The sequence below is a fragment of the Neisseria sp. HMSC055H02 genome, assembly GCF_001813335.1.
In the GTDB taxonomy this organism is placed as follows: domain Bacteria; phylum Pseudomonadota; class Gammaproteobacteria; order Burkholderiales; family Neisseriaceae; genus Neisseria; species Neisseria sicca_C.
Genome location: NZ_KV812087.1, coordinates 142,802 through 160,609 on the forward strand (window position 1 = coordinate 142,802; position 17,808 = coordinate 160,609).

General features: G+C 52.9%; 17 protein-coding genes and 1 tRNA gene. 11 read left to right on the plus strand and 7 right to left on the minus strand.

The window, feature by feature from the left end:
- Positions 1-57: 57 nt before the first annotated feature.
- From HMPREF2907_RS04900 to HMPREF2907_RS04920, 5 genes are all read left to right on the plus strand, one after another.
- The gene (locus HMPREF2907_RS04900) at positions 58-450 is read left to right on the plus strand and encodes a diacylglycerol kinase (RefSeq protein ID WP_003756111.1); all 393 of its coding nucleotides are present in this window, start codon (positions 58-60) and stop codon (positions 448-450) included.
- A 193-nt stretch (positions 451-643) separates the two neighbouring features.
- Positions 644-1,123 (plus strand): copper chaperone PCu(A)C, encoded by a 480-nt coding sequence (locus tag HMPREF2907_RS04905; RefSeq protein WP_045072870.1) that lies wholly within the window; start codon positions 644-646, stop codon positions 1,121-1,123.
- Positions 1,124-1,324: 201 nt separating this feature from the next.
- Complete coding sequence (gene mnmA, locus HMPREF2907_RS04910) at positions 1,325-2,428, plus strand: tRNA 2-thiouridine(34) synthase MnmA (protein WP_070680643.1); 1,104 nt, start codon at positions 1,325-1,327, stop codon at positions 2,426-2,428.
- Positions 2,429-2,533: 105 nt separating this feature from the next.
- Positions 2,534-4,207, plus strand: a complete 1,674-nt coding sequence (locus tag HMPREF2907_RS04915; protein ID WP_070680647.1) for an AMP-binding protein — start codon at positions 2,534-2,536, stop codon at positions 4,205-4,207.
- Between the two features lie 68 nt (positions 4,208-4,275).
- Complete coding sequence (locus tag HMPREF2907_RS04920; RefSeq protein ID WP_003777291.1) at positions 4,276-5,256, plus strand: PhoH family protein; 981 nt, start codon at positions 4,276-4,278, stop codon at positions 5,254-5,256.
- A 101-nt stretch (positions 5,257-5,357) separates the two neighbouring features.
- On the opposite strand, the gene HMPREF2907_RS04925 is transcribed toward HMPREF2907_RS04920, so the two are convergent.
- The 3 genes from HMPREF2907_RS04925 to gmk form a co-directional block, all read right to left on the minus strand.
- A complete protein-coding gene (locus tag HMPREF2907_RS04925; RefSeq protein ID WP_070680650.1) occupies positions 5,358-7,514 on the minus strand; it encodes a RelA/SpoT family protein in 2,157 nt (718 codons plus the stop codon).
- 108 nt (positions 7,515-7,622) lie between these two features.
- Entirely contained in the window at positions 7,623-7,829 is a 207-nt protein-coding gene (rpoZ, locus tag HMPREF2907_RS04930; protein ID WP_003740638.1) for a DNA-directed RNA polymerase subunit omega, read from the minus strand.
- Positions 7,830-7,888: 59 nt separating this feature from the next.
- Entirely contained in the window at positions 7,889-8,506 is a 618-nt protein-coding gene (gene gmk, locus HMPREF2907_RS04935) for a guanylate kinase (protein WP_070680915.1), read from the minus strand.
- Positions 8,507-8,658: 152 nt separating this feature from the next.
- Here gmk and HMPREF2907_RS04940 point away from each other — a divergent pair, with 152 nt between their 5' ends.
- Positions 8,659-9,219 (plus strand): adenine phosphoribosyltransferase, encoded by a 561-nt coding sequence (locus tag HMPREF2907_RS04940; RefSeq protein ID WP_009311093.1) that lies wholly within the window; start codon positions 8,659-8,661, stop codon positions 9,217-9,219.
- Positions 9,220-9,388: 169 nt separating this feature from the next.
- The gene (locus HMPREF2907_RS04945; protein WP_070680653.1) at positions 9,389-11,236 is read left to right on the plus strand and encodes a lytic transglycosylase domain-containing protein; all 1,848 of its coding nucleotides are present in this window, start codon (positions 9,389-9,391) and stop codon (positions 11,234-11,236) included.
- Positions 11,237-11,497: 261 nt separating this feature from the next.
- Here the strand turns inward: HMPREF2907_RS04945 and HMPREF2907_RS04950 are convergent.
- Positions 11,498-11,590, minus strand: a tRNA-Ser gene (locus HMPREF2907_RS04950).
- Positions 11,591-11,755: 165 nt separating this feature from the next.
- Here HMPREF2907_RS04950 and HMPREF2907_RS04955 point away from each other — a divergent pair.
- Positions 11,756-12,316 carry a pseudouridine synthase gene (locus HMPREF2907_RS04955; RefSeq protein WP_070680919.1) on the plus strand — a complete coding sequence of 187 codons (561 nt, stop codon included), beginning with the start codon at positions 11,756-11,758 and terminating at the stop codon, positions 12,314-12,316.
- Positions 12,317-12,409: 93 nt separating this feature from the next.
- Here the strand turns inward: HMPREF2907_RS04955 and HMPREF2907_RS04960 are convergent, their stop codons facing one another.
- The 3 genes from HMPREF2907_RS04960 to dapA form a co-directional block, all read right to left on the minus strand.
- Complete coding sequence (locus HMPREF2907_RS04960; protein WP_070680657.1) at positions 12,410-13,216, minus strand: DUF4198 domain-containing protein; 807 nt, start codon at positions 13,214-13,216, stop codon at positions 12,410-12,412.
- 295 nt (positions 13,217-13,511) lie between these two features.
- The gene (gene bamC / locus HMPREF2907_RS04965) at positions 13,512-14,639 is read right to left on the minus strand and encodes an outer membrane protein assembly factor BamC (protein WP_070680660.1); all 1,128 of its coding nucleotides are present in this window, start codon (positions 14,637-14,639) and stop codon (positions 13,512-13,514) included.
- Positions 14,640-14,711: 72 nt separating this feature from the next.
- The gene (dapA, locus tag HMPREF2907_RS04970) at positions 14,712-15,593 is read right to left on the minus strand and encodes a 4-hydroxy-tetrahydrodipicolinate synthase (RefSeq protein WP_070680663.1); all 882 of its coding nucleotides are present in this window, start codon (positions 15,591-15,593) and stop codon (positions 14,712-14,714) included.
- A 346-nt stretch (positions 15,594-15,939) separates the two neighbouring features.
- Between dapA and HMPREF2907_RS04975 the strand changes: the two genes are divergently transcribed.
- The 3 genes from HMPREF2907_RS04975 to rlmB all read left to right on the plus strand — a co-directional run bounded on the left by HMPREF2907_RS04975 (position 15,940) and on the right by rlmB (position 17,794).
- Positions 15,940-16,650, plus strand: a complete 711-nt coding sequence (locus HMPREF2907_RS04975) for an AzlC family ABC transporter permease (protein WP_070680666.1) — start codon at positions 15,940-15,942, stop codon at positions 16,648-16,650.
- Positions 16,647-16,955, plus strand: coding sequence for an AzlD family protein (locus HMPREF2907_RS04980; RefSeq protein ID WP_003757495.1), 309 nt, complete (start codon positions 16,647-16,649; stop codon positions 16,953-16,955). The genes HMPREF2907_RS04975 and HMPREF2907_RS04980 overlap by 4 nt, the downstream gene beginning before the upstream one ends.
- An 89-nt stretch (positions 16,956-17,044) precedes the next feature.
- Complete coding sequence (gene rlmB, locus HMPREF2907_RS04985) at positions 17,045-17,794, plus strand: 23S rRNA (guanosine(2251)-2'-O)-methyltransferase RlmB (RefSeq protein ID WP_003757497.1); 750 nt, start codon at positions 17,045-17,047, stop codon at positions 17,792-17,794.
- Positions 17,795-17,808 lie beyond the last annotated feature (14 nt).

A 17,808-nucleotide genomic window follows, 5' to 3' on the forward strand; every position in this document is an offset into this window, starting at 1 on the left:
GTACTGGTTTAAAGTTAATCCACTATACAAATATAAATATTGATACAAACATTACTTATGAAACCATCTTCTTACGCTGCCGATAAAAAAGGTAAAAGCGGTATCAAACGCATCATCAACGCATTCGGCTATTCCAAAGACGGGCTTGCCGCCGCCTACCGCTATGAAAGCGCGTTCCGCCAAGTATTGTGGCTGAACCTGATTTTGATTGTCTTGACCTTCATCCTCAATTTCGACTCCGCGACCAAAATGCTGCTGATTATTGCGTCGTTTGTTTCGCTGATTACCGAATTGTTCAACACCGCCGTTGAAGCCGCCGTTGACCACACTTCCACCGAAAAACACGAATTGGCAAAACGTGCCAAAGATGCCGGCTCCGCTGCGCAATTGCTCGCTTTGACGATGTTGGGTATCGTGTGGGCGATTGCATTGTGGCGCGGGTATGTTTAAATTTACTTTGAGATGATTTATACTTACTAAGTATTAATTCTCATGAATTAATTTGAATCATTTTGTTTAATCTGAGTCAAAGCATTCAGACGACCATTGCATGTAGGATAAGAACAGTATTACCGACATGCAATGTCGCGCGGAAAGCTTTTGCCGCAACAAAACCACCCATTTCATCATAAAGGAGCAATACATGAAAAAATTATTGGCAACCCTGATCGCAGCAGGTTTGGTATCCACCGCTTCCGCAGCCGGTGTTCACGTTGAAGACGGTTGGGCGCGTGCCACCGTCGAAGGCATGAAAATGGGCGGCGCGTTCATGAAGATCCACAACGATGAAGCCAAACAAGACTTCTTGGTCGGCGGCAGCAGCCCAGTAGCCGACCGTGTTGAAGTGCATACCCATGTCAACGACAACGGCGTGATGCGCATGCGCGAAGTCAAAGGTGGTGTTCCGCTGGCGGCAAAAGGCGTAACCGAGCTGAAACCGGGCAGCTACCACGTTATGTTCATGGGTCTGAAAAAACCGCTGAAAGAAGGCGAAAAAGTACCGGTTACCCTGAAATTCAAAAATGCCAAACCTCAAACCGTACAACTGGAAGTGAAAACTGCGCCGCAATCCGGTATGGATCACAGCCATGGTCATGACCACGGTGGCGCGCATCAACACTAATCGTTCATCGTTTGAACTCAAAAGGTCGTCTGAACATTTTCAGACGACCTTTTTGTTATTTGGGTTGGGCAAATTCAATCATTACTTGCAATATGAAATTCATCAGAACGCCATTCATCTTTTAGGGCCTTCCTTATCCCTTCATCAAAATGTGCTAAAATCCGCCTTTAAAAACCGCTGTTTCCTACCCATATCCCCTTCATGGACATTACTCAACAACCTTCAAACATCATCGTCGGGCTCTCCGGCGGTGTCGATTCCTCCGTAACCGCTGCCTTGCTCAAACAGCAGGGTTATCAAGTGCGCGGTGTGTTTATGCAAAACTGGGAGGACGACGACAATGACGAATATTGCAGCATCAAGCAAGACTCTTTCGATGCCATTGCCGTCGCCGACATCATCGGTATAGACATCGACATCGTCAATTTTGCCGCCCAATACAAAGACAACGTATTCGCCTATTTCCTCAAAGAATACAGCGCGGGGCGCACGCCGAATCCGGATGTGTTGTGTAACGCCGAAATCAAATTCAAATGCTTTTTGGACTATGCCATAGAGCAGGGCGCGGATACCATTGCCACCGGGCATTATGCGCGTAAAGAAGTCCGCAACGGCACTCATTACCTGCTCAAAGGTTTGGATCAAAACAAAGACCAAAGCTATTTCCTCTACCGCCTCAAGCCTTTTCAACTCGAGCGCGCGATTTTTCCGTTGGGCGGTTTGGAAAAACCTGAAGTCCGCCGCCTTGCCGCCGAATTTAATTTGCCGACCGCCGCCAAAAAAGACAGTACCGGCATCTGCTTCATCGGCGAACGTCCGTTCCGCGAGTTCCTGCAAAAATACCTGCCGACCAACAACGGCAAAATGGTCACGCCCGAAGGCAAAAACGTCGGCGAACACGTCGGGCTGATGTTCTACACGCTCGGACAGCGCAAAGGATTGGGCATCGGCGGCGCGGGCGAGCCGTGGTTTGTCGCCGCGAAGGATTTGACGAAAAACGAACTCATCGTCGTACAAGGTCATGACCATCCGCTGCTCTATACCCGCAGCCTCATCATGAACGATTTGAGTTTCACCCTGCCCGCACGTCCGAAAGAAGGGCGCTACACCTGCAAAACCCGCTACCGCATGGCGGATGCGCCCTGCGAATTGCGTTATCTCGATGATGACACGGTCGAGCTGGTGTTCGACGAACCACAATGGGCGGTAACGCCCGGTCAATCTGCCGTGCTGTACGACGGCGACGTCTGCTTGGGCGGCGGCATTATCATGTCCACAGATAAGCCCGTCATTATTACCGCTTGAATAAAAAAGATAAAAGGTCGTCTGAAAACTATTACAGCGGGTTTGCTCCCGTCTTTTCAGACGACCTCAAGACAACCATAAAACCAACGAAACAAGACTATTTATATGGAAAAACTCTGGCTCAACAGCTACGAACAAGGCGTCAATGCCGAAATCGACATCACGCAATACAGCTCTATCAGCGACGTATTCCGTCAAAGCGTTGAAAAATTCGCGCATCAACCCGCGTTTCAAAACATGGGCAAAACGCTCACTTACGCCGAGGTCGGCAAGCTGGCGGAAAATTTTACTTCCTATCTGCAAAACGTCCTGAAGCTGCCGCGCGGCGAGCGCGTGGCGATTATGCTGCCCAACCTGCTGCAATACCCGATTGCACTTTTTGGCATCCTGCAAGCGGGGCTGGTGGCGGTAAACATCAATCCGCTCTACACCCCGCGCGAGCTGGAGCATCAGTTGAAAGACAGCGGCGCGACCACAATCATCGTTCTGGAAAATTTTGCCAACACGCTGGAGCTGGTGCTGCCACGCACGCAAATCAAACACGTCATCGTCGCTTCTGTCGGAGAAATGTTCGGTTTCTTCAAAGGCACGCTGATGAATTTCGTGCTGCGCAAAATCAAAAAAATGGTGCCCGAATACCGTATTTCCGGTGCTATCCCTTTTCAGACGACCCTGAAAGAAGGTGCGGCACATACCTTTCGCCCCGTTACCCTGACCCGCGAAGATACCGCGCTGTTGCAATACACGGGCGGCACGACCGGTGTGGCAAAAGGTGCCGTCCTCAGCCACGGCAACATCTGCGCCAATATGCTTCAGGCGAAAGAATGGATTAAAAACCAACTGCGCGAAGGCAAAGAAACCGTCATCGCCGCGCTGCCGCTTTACCACATCTTCGCCCTGACGGTGAACCTGATGATTTTTACCAACGCCGGTTCCAAAATCATCCTGATTACCAACCCGCGCGACATGAAAGGCTTTATCGGCGAACTCAAAAAAGAGCGCATCAGCGTCTTCATCGGCGTGAACACCCTGTTTAACGGCATGGTCAACCAACCTGATTTCGCCACCGTCGATTTCTCCAACCTGCGCCTGACTTTGGGCGGCGGCATGGCGACTCAAAAAGCCGTCGCCGAAAAATGGAAAAAAATCACCGGTACGCCCATTGTCGAAGCCTACGGTCTGACCGAAGCCAGCCCCGGCGTGTGCTGCAACCCGCTCAATATCGAAACGTATAGCGGCGGCATCGGACTGCCCGTTCCCTCCACCGAAGTCGAATTGCGAGATGCGAACGGCAAAGAAGTCGGCATCGGACAGCCGGGCGAACTTTGGGTGCGCGGCCCGCAAGTGATGAAAGGCTACTGGAACCGTCCCGAAGAAACCGCTAAAACCATAGACGCGCGCGGCTTTTTGGAAACCGGCGACATCGCCGTCATGGACGAAAAAGGCTGGCTGAAACTGGTTGACCGCAAAAAAGACCTCATCGTCGTTTCCGGTTTCAACGTTTATCCGAACGAAATCGAAGAAGTCGTTTCACACAACGATAAAGTCATGGAAGTCGCCTGTATCGGCGTGCCCAACGAAAAAACAGGCGAAGCCCTCAAAGTCTTCGTCGTCAAAAAAGACCCAAGCCTGACCAAAGAAGAACTCATCGAATTCTGCCGTACCGAGCTGACCGCTTATAAAGTGCCGAAAGACATCGAGTTCCGCGACGAACTGCCCAAGTCCAACGTCGGCAAAATCCTGCGCCGCGAGCTTCGCGAACAAGCGCAAAACAAATAACACCGAAAGGTCGTCTGAAAAGCATCCCGCACCTTTCAGACGACCTTTAATCATCATGGAAACAAGATATGACCCATACCGTCCATCTTCAATTTGAAGACATCGACAACACCGTCCTCCAACGCCTCTGCGGTGCGCTCGACGGCAACCTCGAAGCCTTGGGCAAAGCCCTCGATATTCAAATCAGCCGCCGCTTCGAACACTTCACCTTCATGGGCGAACTCGCCCACGCCGGCCGCCGCGCCTTGCTCGCGCTCGCCGAAGCCGCCGAACAAGGCGATTTGGACGACAACGCCATCCGCCTTGCCGCCGTCGAAGCCAAAACCGCCGACGAGAAACACGAAGAAAAACATCACGACCAACAATATTATTTCCGCACCAAACGCGGCAGCATAGGCGGGCGCACCCCGCGCCAAAACGGCTACATCCGCGCCTTGTTAAACCACGACGTCGTCTTCGGATTGGGCCCCGCGGGTACGGGCAAAACCTATCTCGCCGTCGCCGCCGCCGTCGATGCCATGGAAAAACACCAAATCGAGCGCATCGTCCTCGTCCGTCCCGCCGTCGAAGCAGGCGAAAAACTCGGCTTCCTGCCCGGCGATTTGGCGCAAAAAGTCGACCCCTATCTGCGCCCGCTCTACGACGCGCTCTACGACCTGATGGGCTTCGACCGCGTGACCAAACTGATGGAAAAAGGCCTGATCGAAATTGCCCCGCTCGCCTACATGCGCGGCCGCACGCTCAACGGCGCGTATGTGATTCTGGACGAAGCGCAAAACACCACGCCCGAACAGATGAAAATGTTCCTGACCCGCATCGGCTTCGGCGCGAAAGCCGTCATCACCGGCGACATCAGCCAAATCGACCTCCCGCGCAACGTCAAATCCGGCCTGAAAGACGCCCGCGAAAAACTGCGTGATGTGGAAGGGCTGTATTTCCACACCTTCACCAGCGAAGACGTCGTCCGTCATCCGCTGGTACAGAAAATTGTGGAAGCGTATGAAGCGGCAGAAGAGCAAGCCGAAAGAAGCAGCGCCGCCGAACGGTAAACGATGAGGTTTAAAAAGGTCGTCTGAAAACCTGAAATACGGGTTTTCAGACGACCTTTTTATGTTTTAGAGCAGATTCAATTTAAATCGATACCGTCCCGTTAGCTTCGTACCACTTTACGTATTTGGGGGATAGTGTGCAGGTTGTGAATAATTTGGTTGATTTGATTCAAGTCCCTTACTTTGATAATAAAATTGAATTCGACAAAGCCTTCCGTACCTGCAAGCGCTTTATTGGGCGTTTCGACAGACTCAATGTCCGCGCCGGAATTGGAGATGGCTTGCGCCATAAGGGCGAGCAGGCCGTGGGCGTCTTCGGATTGTATAGTAAGCCCGCTGCGATACGTATGGCTGCCCATGCCTTCCCAGTTCGCATCAAGCTGCTGCTCGGGGTCGGATTTGAGCAGGGTCGGACAGGTATCGCGGTGGATAATCATGCCTTTGTCTTTGACCAAAAGGGCGCGGACGGAATCGCCCGGGACGGGATGGCAGCACTTGGCAAAATGGATGCTTCCCGTTTCTTGGTCGTTGACTTTGATGGGGCTGAGTTTGACTTCGCTGCCGAAGTGCTGCCCTGCCAGTTCGGCGATGTGCATGGCGACGTACACGGGCAGGGTATGCCCCATGCCGACGTTGTAGAGGACTTCTTCAAACGAGGTTTGTTTGTCGTTGAGGTCGGCGAGGTATTTTTCTTTGAGGTCGTCTGAAAGCAATACGTCTTTGGGCAACAGGCTGGACAGGGCTTTTTGCAGCAGGTTTTCTCCGAGGATGATGGCGTCGTGGCGGTTGAGGTTTTTGATGTATTGACGGATGGCGCTGCGCGCACGGCTGGAAACGGTGAAATTCAGCCATGCCGGATTGGGCTTGGCGTGTTCGGAAGTAATGATTTCGACGGAATCGCCGGTTTTGAGCTTGGTACGCAGGGGCATCATGGTGTTGTTGATGCGGGCGGCAACGGTTTTGTGTCCGATGTCGGTGTGGACGGCGTAGGCGAAGTCTATGGGTGTCGAACCCTTAGGCAGGGTGAGGATTTTGCCTTTGGGTGTCAGGATATAGACTTCGTTGGGGAACAGGTCGACTTTGACGTGTTCGAGGAATTCGATGGCGTTCGCGCTGCTGGCTTGCAAATCGAGGATGTTTTTAAGCCATTGGTTGGTATGGAGGACGGCTTGATCGACGGTGTTTTCGCCGGATTTGTATATCCAGTGGCCGGCGATGCCGCCTTCGGCTACGGCATCCATTTCGCGCGTGCGGATTTGGACTTCAATGGGTAAGCCGTAAGGGCCGACCAGGGTCGTGTGCAGGCTTTGGTAGCCGTTGCTTTTCGGGATGGCGATATAGTCTTTGAAGCGTCCGGGTTTGGGCTGATAGAGATTGTGCAGCGCGCCGAGGGCGGCGTAACACGCGGGAATGCTGTTGACGATGACGCGGAAGCCGTAAATGTCCATGACTTCGGCAAAGCGCAATTTTTTTGCCAACATTTTTTGATGGATGCTGTACAGGTTTTTTTCCCTGCCTTTGATTTTGGCTTCGATGTTCGCGCCGACCAAACGCTGGCTGAAGGCGCGCAAAACTTTGCCGACGACGTCGCGGCGGTTTTTGCGGCTGTTGTCCATCGCTTTTTTAAGGGTTTCGTAGCGGTTCGGGTGGAGGTTTTGAAACGATAAGTCCTGAAGCTCTTGGTAGGCGTTGTTCAAGCCGATGCGGTTGGCGATTTGGGCGTAGATTTCGAGGGTTTCTTTGGCGATGCGGCGGCGTTTGTCGGGACGCATGGAGCCGAGTGTGCGCATATTGTGCAGGCGGTCGGCGAGTTTGACGACGATCACACGCACGTCTTTGGTCATGGCGAGAATAAGCTTGCGGAAGCTTTCCGCCTGATGCTCGGCATGATCTTCAAATTTGAGTTTTTCGAGTTTGGAAAGCCCGTCCACCATCTCGGAGATGGTTTCACCGAATTCTGCCGCCATTTCGATTTTGGATACGCCCGTGTCTTCGAGTACGTCGTGCATCACGCCCGCGCACAAGCCTTGTATGTCCATGTGCCACAACGCAAGTTGCGTGGCGACGGCAAGGGGGTGGGTAATGTAGGGTTCGCCGCTTTTACGGGTTTGTCCGTCATGGGCGTGAAAGGCGTAGGCGACGGCTTTTTCAAGCTCGGCCTGTTCGGATGGGCTGAGATAGGAGGCGGTGCGGAACAAAAGTTCGCGTGCTTCGGCAGTCAGCGCGTCGTAGGGGGCAGTGGGCTGGGGGGCGGGCATTTCAGACGGCCTTCGGTGTGTGTTTTGTTTTGAGCCGTCAGACTGTATCGGTCGGATGTCGCGCCGATACAATCCGCGCGGCGGTTGGGCAGGTTTTGCCTGCCGGTATTATTTGTTGCGGGTCAGCAGTTCGGTACCGATTTGACCGGCGGCGATTTCGCGCAGGGCGGTAACGGTCGGTTTGTTGTTGCGGATGTCGTCAACCATAGGGGCGTTGCCGTTTTCAAGCTGGCGTGCGCGGCGGGCGGCGACGAGGGTCAGGTCGAAATGATTGGGGATTTTGCCTGTGCAGTCTTCAGTGGTGATACGGGCCATATGTTTGCTTTCTTTCTATTAATTTGTGATGGAATGTAAATGCGTATTTTCGCTGTTTTTCAGGAATTTTCCAACAGGTTTGAGATAAATCCTTGCTGGGAAGATTTTTTCAGACGACCTGCTTTGATGATGTGGAGCAAATCGGCTTCTGCCCTGTCCAAATCATCGTTGACGACAATATAGTCAAACAGGACGGATTGTTCGATTTCGTGACGCGCTTTGGAGAGGCGGGTTTGGATGACTTCCTCGCTGTCGGTGCCGCGCCCGATAAGGCGTTCGGCAAGGACTTCGAACGAAGGCGGCAGGATGAAGATGCTGCTGGCTTCGGGCAGCGATTTGCGCACTTGCGCCGCGCCTTGCACGTCGATTTCCAAAATCACGTCGTAACCCTCTTCGCTAAGGGAATTGACCCCCGCGATGCTGGTTCCGTAATAATTGCCGAAAACGTTTGCGTGTTCTAGGAAGGCTTTTTGTTCAATTAAGGATTCAAATTCTTCTTTGGGAACAAAATGATAATGCACGCCGTGCTGCTCTCCTTCGCGCGGCTGACGGGTGGTGTGCGATACGGAGACGCGCAAATCGCCGTTATTTTTCAAAAGACGGGAAACCAGCGTGGTCTTGCCCGTACCGGAAGCGGCGGAGATGATGAAAATATTGCCTTTTTTATGGGGTTTCATGATGTCGGTACCGATGGGATTATCTGTTGATTGTAGCATACGGGGCGTGTAATTTCATGTTCAGACGACCTTTCAGCACCGATGGATTTGGCAACCGACGGTCTGACGGCTACAATATCGCGTTAAAAACTTTTCATTTGGGAACACGCAAAATGTTGGTTCATCCTGAGGCGATGGGCGTCGCCGCATTGGCGGACAAAATCCGCAAAATCGAAAACTGGCCGCAAAAAGGCATTTTATTTCACGACATTACACCGGTGCTTCAAAGCGCGGAATATTTCCGCCTTTTGGTGGACTTGCTGGTTTACCGCTATATGGGTCAGAAAATCGATGTCGTGGCAGGCTTGGACGCACGCGGCTTCATCATCGGCGCGGCGTTGGCATATCAGTTGAACGTCGGCTTCGTCCCCATCCGCAAAAAGGGCAAGCTGCCTTTTGATACGATTTCGCAAAGCTACGCGCTGGAATACGGCGAAGCGACGGTCGAAATCCACAAAGACGCAGTCAAACCCGGCGCGCGCGTGCTGCTGGTCGATGACCTGGTCGCAACCGGCGGCACCATGCTCGCAGGCGTGGAATTAATCCGCAAACTCGGCGGCGAAGTCGTTGAAGCGGCGGCGATTTTGGAATTTACGGATTTGATTGGTGGCAGCAAAATCCGCGAAAACGGCGTTCCCCTGTTTACCCTGCTGCAAAACGAAGGCTGCATGTAAACTTTGCCCATGCCTCAAAGGTCGTCTGAAACAGCCATTCCGCTTTTCAGACGACCTTTTGTTGTCCCTGATTACGCGGTTAATGTAAATATCGGTTTCAGATTCGGATAATGCCGCCAAATCGTTTAGAATACGGCTCTAATTGATTCTAATAAAGATACGGCAAGTAATGAACGCACAACGCATATTTTCCCTCTCGCTCAGCCTGATTGCCGCCGCGATTTTGTCGGCGTGTGCCTCCGAAAACGACGCGACTTCATCCAAAGAGCCTGGCTCTTCCCTGACCGAACCCGCTTCCATCCCCGCCCGCCGCGCCGAAGGCGAATCCAAAGTATTGTCCGATTACGGTCAATATCAAGGCGCGCTGGACGCTGCCAAACGCGGCGACGATATGTGGGTGCAACAATTCTTGGCGCAGGCGGGCGACAGCGCGATGGCTGAAAACGTCCGCAACGAATGGCTCAAAAGCCTCGGCGCGCGCGGACAATGGGATATGTTCCGCCAAGAAAACAAAAAGCTGAATGCGGCGGGTCGGGTGCAGGAAGTGCAATGTTATGCCGAATTGAGCAGCGGCAGCTACAACATGGTGGCAGAGCTTATACGCGTTACCAACAAGCTGCCTGCGGGTTGTACCCGTTTGGTCGAAAGCGCGGCATCGGCAGGTCGTCTGAACAGCAACGACGCATGGCGCCGCGTACGCGGATTGTTGAGCAACAGCCAAACCACCGATGCACGCAGCTTGGCAGCCGCATTGGGCAGCCCGTTTGAGGGCGGCTCACAAGGTGCGCGCGAATACAGCCTTTTGAACGTCATCGGAAAAGATGCGCGCAAATCCTCCTCCGCAGCCTCTACCCTGTCAAGCATGGAATCCGGCTTGAGCCGCGAACAAAGCAGCTTCGCATGGGGCGTATTGGGACACCACCACGCGCAAAATCAAAACATGCAGACCGCGTTGAGCTACTACGGTCGCGTTTCCGACCGCAAACAACTGACCGACGAGCAGTTTGAATGGTACGCCCGTGCCGCCCTGCGTCTGCAACGCTGGAACGAATTGTCCGGCATCATCCAACAAATGCCCGACAAGCTGCAAAAAGACCCGACTTGGCAATACTGGTTGGGTCGAAGCTACGCCGCACAAGGCAACCAAAGCCGCGCTAAAGACATGTACGAAAAAGCCGCCGCAAGCGGACGCAATTTCTACGCCGTCTTAGCAGGCGAAGAACTCGGCCGCCGCGTCAATACCAAAAACAACGTTTCCGACGCCGATAAAAAAGACGTCCGCCGCATGGCAGACGACGGCGCAATCAAACGCGCGCTGGTTCTGTTTAAAAACAGTCAAAGCAGCAACGATGCCAAAATGCGCCGTCAGGCACAGGCAGAATGGCGTTTCGCCACCCGCGACTTCAACGAAGACAACCTCCTGACTGCCGCGCAAGTCGCCTTTGAAAACCAGTTTTACGACATGGCGATCAACAGCGCCGACCGGACCGAGCGCAAACTCAACTACAACCTGCGCTACCTCTCTCCGTTTAAAGAGACCACCGTCCGCTACGCCTCACAAGCAGGCATCGATCCCGCTTGGGTTTACGGTCTGATCCGCCAAGAAAGCCGCTTCGTCATGGGCGCGCAATCGAGCGTCGGCGCACAAGGCCTGATGCAGGTTATGCCTGCTACCGCCCGCGAAATCGCCGGCAAAATCGGCATGAGCAGCAGCGAACTCTACACCATGGACGGCAATATCCGCATGGGTACATGGTACATGGCAGACGCCAAACGCCGTCTGCAAAACAACGAAGTGATGGCAACCGCAGGCTACAACGCCGGTCCCGGCCGCGCACGCAACTGGCAAGCTTCTACGCCTCTGGAAGGCGCGATTTACGCCGAAACCATCCCCTTCACTGAAACCCGCGACTACGTCAAAAAAGTCATGACCAACGCGACCTACTACGCATCCCTGTTCAACGAACCGCAAACTTCGTTGAAACAGCGTATGGGAACCGTTCCGGGTCGTTATTGATTGACGCGGCTGCATACTATCGGATTGTTCGATAGGTGCGAAAGCTAAAAGGTCGTCTGAAAAACCTGAATCAGGTTTTTCAGACGACCTTTTGTATAAACCGGGTCTGACAAGGAGTTTATCGCAGGGATAGTCGGTTAGGATGAGCTACTTGCTATCCGTTGCTGTTCTTAGCCCCGATTGCACGGGGTGATATGACTGCTTTTGGTTTCATGGGGAAATAAAGAAAACCCGCCGAATAATCGACGGGTTTTCGTATGGTGGCGGAGTAAGAGGGATTCGAACCCTCGATGCAGGTTGACCCCACATGCTTCCTTAGCAGGGAAGTGCCTTCAGCCTCTCAGCCATTACTCCCAAGGAAGTGCGTAATATACTGGTTTGGTTCGGACGTGTCAAGCCGAGCCTGAGTGTATTTTTTAACCGTATGAAATCATTTGTATAAAATATAAAGAAACGTAAAATTGTAGCCCGTATGCGGCGGCTGGTACAATTCATGCTTGGTTTCAGGATGTGATGAAAATGAATGATTTGATTGTATTGAACAAGCCTTATGGCGTGATTTGCCAGTTTTCGGTGCATGAAAAGTATGGGTGTTTGAAAGATTATGTGGCGCTGCCGGACTTTTATCCGGCGGGGCGTTTAGATACGGACAGCGAGGGTTTGCTGCTGCTGACGAACGACGGACGTTTGCAGGCGCGGATTGCGGATCCTAAGTTTAAACTGGAGAAAACTTATTGGGCGCAGGTGGAAGGTTCGCCCGACGAAGCGAAGCTGGATATGCTGCGGCGCGGGGTGGATTTGGGGGATTTTGTCACGCGTCCGGCAAAGGTTCGCGTATTAGAGGCGGGCGAAGCGGATGTTTTGTGGCCGCGCGTGTCGCCTATCCGCATGCGTAAATCCGTGCCTGATTTTTGGGTGGAAATTCGGATTTCGGAAGGGAAAAACCGTCAGGTCAGGCGTATGACGGCTAAGGCGGGTTTTCCGTGTCTGCGTTTGGTCAGGGTGGCGATAGGTCGTCTGAATCTATTCGATTTGGGCTTGGCGCTTGGGCAATGGACGTTTGCGCCGCATAAGCCTTGATGAAAGGCTGCCCGTTAAATAAATGGGTCAATAACGAAAAGGTCGTCTGAAAACCCTGCAATACGGTTTTCAGACGACCTTTGTTATTGGATATTAATGATGCGTATGACCGATTTGGAAGGTCATGGTGGTGTAGTTCGCCTGTTTTTGGCACACGCTTTGATCGGGGAAATCGGCTTTGTGTTCTACGCTGGCTTTCCAGAAGCCTTGACGCAGGGGGATGATGCTGACTTCGCCTTTGTCGTCCGTAGTGTCGGAGAAGGCTTGGGCTTCGGTTTTGTGGGTTTTGCTGCGGTCGCTGGTGTCGAAACCGTCAAATGTGGCGGTAACGGTGGCGTTGGGCAGCGGCTCGCCATTGAAAAGGACGCGGACTTTGAAGCGTTCGCCGACGTGGACGTTGGCGGGATTATCCAGCGGAACGATTTCTAAATGTTGTCCGACTTGCTTGGTGATGACGACGGTGTCTGCGCTTTCGTGTCCGACGTTGACGATGTTTTTACCGAACATTCGGGTTTGTTCGCAATAGCTGGCATCAGGCATTTCTTTGATGCTCGCCTGTTTCCAGCCTGCGCTGTTTTTAGACCAGAAGGTCGGCTGGTATTCGGCGGTAACGAGGTAGCTGCCGTCTTTAACCGGCTGTTTGCTGCGGTATTGGTAGTTAAACGTCCCTTTTTGAATCAGATTTTCTTTGCCTTTTTCGGTAACGAGCTGCATGGGTTTGCTGAAAATGTGCAGGCGGTCTTTGGCGATGGGTTCGAGTTCGGGAAACTCGCCGTAGCCCAATTCGGCTTGCAGGTATTCGCCGCCGTGCGTATGGGCGGTTTCGACCCAGACGCGGTGTGCTTGGGCGGTTGTGCTGAACAGGAGTGCGGATGCGATGAACAATGCGGTTTTTTTCATGGGTTCTCCAAATGTATCGGGTAGAAATTTGATTGGTTATAATATAACAATTTTATTTATAACAAAACGGGTTCATGAAAAAAAAGGTCGTCTGAAAACAGGATTTCTGTTTTCAGACGACCTTTCGCTTAGCCGATGTTTAAGCGTTAACCGGCTTTAGAAGTAATATGGTGTACTCATTTTTAAATTGAATCAATAAATTGACAGATCTATTTTTGAAATAACTTTATTTTGCTTGTCGCTTTTGATAAGCACAAAAAACCTCCTGCGTACAGGAGGTTTTTTGAGAAGCGGATTAGCGCAGTTCCGTATGCAGGCGGCTGATGAGCGTAGAGGCATCGCTGCCGTTGTATGCGCTGCCGTCTTTGTTGAGAAGGCGGATTCGCGAACCGCCGTTAACAGGTTCGACGAATACGATGATCTCGGGGTAGGCGGCCGGTTTCTCAACTTTTTTGCCTTTACCGAACATGCGGCCGAAGAAGCCCGGTTTTTTCGTGGAAACGGCGTCGCTTTCGTTAGGCGCCTGTTGAACCAAGAAGGCGTGGCGTTCGATGTTTTGACCCAAGACATTCAAGCCGATGCGGTCGAGGGCGAGCGCGGTGCGGCGCCAGTTGCGGCCGTAGTCGCCGGAGACGAGCAGGGTGTTGCCGTCGATTCGCGCCAATTCGCTGCCGCTGCGTTTGGCAACGCTTTGGGTCAGCGCGTTTTCGGCTTGTTGCTGATCGACGCCCAAGTATTGCATGAAGCGTGCGAGGAAGGCAGCTTCAAGATTCGGATCGTTGGCGGCAGGCTGCCAAGTGGTTGTATCTTTGTTTTTGTCTGCGTAAACTTCTTTCATGCCTTTGTGGGCGAAAAAGACGTCGGTTGTGCCGTTTCTGCCTTGTTCGATGCGGATGATGAATTTATCGCGCTCGCTGGTGGAATAGATGCCGCCCAAGCCGACTTTGTCCAAGAGGCGGCGCAGGCCGTCTTGCGGGATTTTGGCGCGGTTTTCAGCCCATTCGGTTTCCATTTGGCCGATGCCGGGTTCTTCGGATTTGATGTCGAAACCGTTTTCTTGCCAGAATGCTTTCAGCAAAGGCCAAATTTCGGCTGGGGATTTGCCTTGGACTTCAACCCAGCGTTGGTTCCCGTCGCGTTCCAAACGGACGCCTTTGACGGATTTGAGGACTTCGGAGTTGGCGGCCTGTTGCGTTGCCGATGTGCGGCGGCTCAGGTCGCTGGCACGGACGGCGCCGCTGCCGGCGGGTACTTGATAGAGGTTGCCTTGATCGGGATTGTTCAGATCAGGCGGTACTTCTAATTTGACGATTTTGCGTGTCTGGGTTTGGTAGTCCAGCTTAGGCAGGTCTTTTTTGTTGCCCGAACAGGCAGTTATGCTGATCAGGGCGATTGCTACGACGACAGGTTTCATATAGGCCATATTGGTTTCCTGTTGGATGTGATGGGTTAACGGCAGGTCGTCTGAAAACGGTTTTCAGACGACCTTTGCGGTTTATGCGGTGAGTTGTCCGGATTCTTGCAATGCGGCGCGGACTTTTGCCTGTCCGGCTTCGGTCAGGGGAACGAGCGGCAGGGGGGCATAAGGGTCACATTTGCCCAACGCTGATACGCCCCATTTGGGCGCGGCAGGGCTTGGTTCGCAGAACATAGTGTTATAAATAGGAATCAGGCGGTCATTTAATTGACGGGCGGTCGCAATATCGCCTGCAAGGGCGGCGCGGCACATATCGGCGAAGAGTTTGGGAGCGACATTGGCGGCAACGGTCACAACGCCTTTCCCGCCGCAGAGCATGAAGGGCAGGCCGGTAGGGTCGTCGCCGGAAAGGACGGTGAAGCCTTCGGGCGCGTGTTTGATTAATTCGAGATTGCTGCCGATGTTGCCGCTGGCTTCTTTGACGCCGACGATGTTCGGGATTTTGGCAAGGCGCAGGATGGTGTCGTTGGTCATGCTGACGACGGTGCGGCCGGGTACGTTGTAGATAATCATCGGAATCGAGGTGGCTTCGGCGATGGTTTTGAAATGTTGGTAAATGCCTTCTTGGGAGGGTTTGTTGTAATAGGGGACGACGGAGAGGGTGTAGTCTGCACCGGCTTTTTCGGCGGCGCGGGAGAGCGCGATGGCTTCGAGGGTGTTGTTGGCGCCGGTGCCGGCGATAACGGGAACACGCTTGTTGACGTGTTTGACCGTTTCTTCGATTACGCTTAAATGTTCTTCGACGGAGAGGGTGGCGGTTTCGCCTGTCGTGCCGACGGCGACGATGCCGTCGGTACCGTTTTCGATATGCCAGTCGATCAAATCGCGGAGTTGTTCGTAATGGATGCTGCCGTCTTGATTCATGGGGGTAATCAGGGCAACCAAACTGCCTTGTAACATAAGGAAACCTTTTATTTGTAGGGCGGAAGAGGGTTTGCTTCCAAAGGGAAGGAAATGCTTGGAATTGTAGCTTACTTTGTTGTTTGTGTGAAACATCTTGACCGGACGGTAGCTGTGCGAAGCTGAACGTAATGTTTATCTTAATGAATAATGATGTTTTTAATCAAAAATTTAGCATATTTTCATAGTGAAATGCCTGTCAAGGATTAAAAAGTGTTAAAGTCTTGCGGCGATGATTTTTGCTTTATCGAAGCCCGTTTCAGACGACCTTTTTAAGTTTGTCCGACTGTGTATAATATCTTCCCTAATTTTTCATCTTCACACTCTATTTAAATTTCTCAACAAAATGACACACCCAAATTCCCCGCAATCCGAATTTTTACGCGGCATCAAAGAATGTTCGCCCATGCTTATCGGGCTTTTGCCGTGGGCGCTGATACTCGGCGTACAAGGCGGGCAGAAAGGGATGAGTTGGCTGGAAATGCTGCTGATGACGGGCATGAACTTTGCCGGCGGCTCGGAATTTGCAGCGGTCAACCTTTGGACAAACCCGCTACCGATACTGATCATCGCTACCGTTACTTTCATGATTAATTCGCGCCATATTCTGATGGGGGCGGCAATCGCGCCTTATATGCGGGATATGCCGCTGAAAAAAGCCATGCCTGCGCTGTTTTTTATGTGCGACGAAAGTTGGGCGCTGGCGTTTGCGGAAATCCAAAAGCGCAAGGCGATGGGGCTGCCGGCGTTCAATATTCCTTATTACGCGGGCGTGTGCTTTATCCTGTATACCACTTGGATCGGCTTTGCGGCGTTTGGCGCGGCGGTCGGGCCGATGTTCGGCGATGTTGCGGCATGGGGTTTCGGCATGGCGTTTCCTGCCGTGTTTCTGGTGCTGCTGCGGGGTATGTGGAAAAGCTTTAAGGCGGCACGCCCTTGGTTTGTCAGCCTGATTGTGGCGGGCGGGACTTATTTGTCGGTGGACGGGCATTGGTATGTGCCGATGGGCGCGATTTCCGGCCTGCTTGCCGCCTATCTTTGGGGAGAGAAGGAATGAAGGATTTGCTCTCTTGGCAGTCGTTCCTGCTGTTTGCCAGTATGCTGGCGGTAACGTATTCCACCCGCCTTATCGGTTTTTTCGCCTTGCGCAATCGCACTTTAAGCCGCCGTGCACAAATTGTGATGGAAGCCGCGCCGGGTTGCGTGTTGATTTCCGTCATCGCGCCTTATTTCGTGTCCAACAAGCCGCACGAGTTGATTGCCATTGCGCTGACCGTGCTTGCCGCAAGCAGGTTTTCCATGTTGGTTACCGTGTTGATCGGCGTCGGCAGTTCTGGGCTGTTGGGGTATTTAATGCGCTAGGCGGCTGCGTTTTAGCGAAACCGGTTATCTGCTTTCAGACGACCTTATCTTGTTATAATGTCGTCTGAAATTTTTTATAAAGCAAAATCATGGCAAACCAAAGACTCATCTACGGCTTCCACGCCGTCAACGCCCGCCTGTGGCAAAACCCGAAATCGATTACCGAACTCTACGTTCAAGAAGGCAAAAACGATGCCCGCACGCGCGATGTGTTGGAAAAAGCGGCAAACGAAAACGTGCGCGTACACTTCGCCGACGCCGACCGCCTCAACGCCATCAGCAAAGGCGCACGGCATCAAGGTGTGGTCGGGTTTATCGACGCTTCCAAAAACCACGTCCACCTCGAAGACGTATTGGAAAACCTGAGCGAACCGCCGCTCTTGCTGATACTCGACGGCATCACCGACCCGCACAACCTTGGCGCGTGCCTGCGTACCGCCGACGCAATGGGCGTACACGCCGTCATCGCGCCGAAAGACAAAAGCGCGGGACTGAACGCCACCGTCAGCAAAGTCGCCTGCGGCGCGGCGGAAACCGTCCCCTACATCACCGTAACCAACCTCGCCCGCACCCTGCGCGAGCTGAAAGAATACGGCATCTGGATCATCGGCACCGACATGGGCGGCGATTCCGACCTCTACCATTGCGACCTGCCCGACAGCGCGGCATGGGTGATGGGCAACGAAGGCGAAGGCATGCGCCGCCTGACGCGAGAACATTGCGACATGCTGGTGTCGATACCCATGTTCGGCACGGTCGAAAGCATGAACGTCTCCGTCAGCGCAGGCATGGTGTTGAGCGAAACGCGCCGTCAACGGGTGTTGAAAGCAGAAAAATAGAGCTTAGGTTTGTA

Bases quoted from the DNA above. Each gene is read 5' to 3' on its own strand.
- rlmB (WP_003757497.1), top strand. From the start codon at position 17,045: ATGGCAAACCAAAGACTCATCTACGGCTTCCACGCCGTCAACGCCCGC.
- HMPREF2907_RS04940 (WP_009311093.1), top strand. From the start codon at position 8,659: ATGTTGGTTCATCCTGAGGCGATGGGCGTCGCCGCATTGGCGGACAAA.
- gmk (WP_070680915.1), bottom strand. From the start codon at position 8,506: ATGAAACCCCATAAAAAAGGCAATATTTTCATCATCTCCGCCGCTTCC.
- HMPREF2907_RS04900 (WP_003756111.1), top strand. From the start codon at position 58: ATGAAACCATCTTCTTACGCTGCCGATAAAAAAGGTAAAAGCGGTATC.
- mnmA (WP_070680643.1), top strand. From the start codon at position 1,325: ATGGACATTACTCAACAACCTTCAAACATCATCGTCGGGCTCTCCGGC.
- HMPREF2907_RS04960 (WP_070680657.1), bottom strand. From the start codon at position 13,216: ATGAAAAAAACCGCATTGTTCATCGCATCCGCACTCCTGTTCAGCACA.
- HMPREF2907_RS04945 (WP_070680653.1), top strand. From the start codon at position 9,389: ATGAACGCACAACGCATATTTTCCCTCTCGCTCAGCCTGATTGCCGCC.
- HMPREF2907_RS04955 (WP_070680919.1), top strand. From the start codon at position 11,756: ATGAATGATTTGATTGTATTGAACAAGCCTTATGGCGTGATTTGCCAG.
- dapA (WP_070680663.1), bottom strand. From the start codon at position 15,593: ATGTTACAAGGCAGTTTGGTTGCCCTGATTACCCCCATGAATCAAGAC.
- HMPREF2907_RS04920 (WP_003777291.1), top strand. From the start codon at position 4,276: ATGACCCATACCGTCCATCTTCAATTTGAAGACATCGACAACACCGTC.
- HMPREF2907_RS04905 (WP_045072870.1), top strand. From the start codon at position 644: ATGAAAAAATTATTGGCAACCCTGATCGCAGCAGGTTTGGTATCCACC.
- rpoZ (WP_003740638.1), bottom strand. From the start codon at position 7,829: ATGGCCCGTATCACCACTGAAGACTGCACAGGCAAAATCCCCAATCAT.
- HMPREF2907_RS04975 (WP_070680666.1), top strand. From the start codon at position 15,940: ATGACACACCCAAATTCCCCGCAATCCGAATTTTTACGCGGCATCAAA.
- HMPREF2907_RS04925 (WP_070680650.1), bottom strand. From the start codon at position 7,514: ATGCCCGCCCCCCAGCCCACTGCCCCCTACGACGCGCTGACTGCCGAA.
- bamC (WP_070680660.1), bottom strand. From the start codon at position 14,639: ATGGCCTATATGAAACCTGTCGTCGTAGCAATCGCCCTGATCAGCATA.
- HMPREF2907_RS04915 (WP_070680647.1), top strand. From the start codon at position 2,534: ATGGAAAAACTCTGGCTCAACAGCTACGAACAAGGCGTCAATGCCGAA.
- HMPREF2907_RS04980 (WP_003757495.1), top strand. From the start codon at position 16,647: ATGAAGGATTTGCTCTCTTGGCAGTCGTTCCTGCTGTTTGCCAGTATG.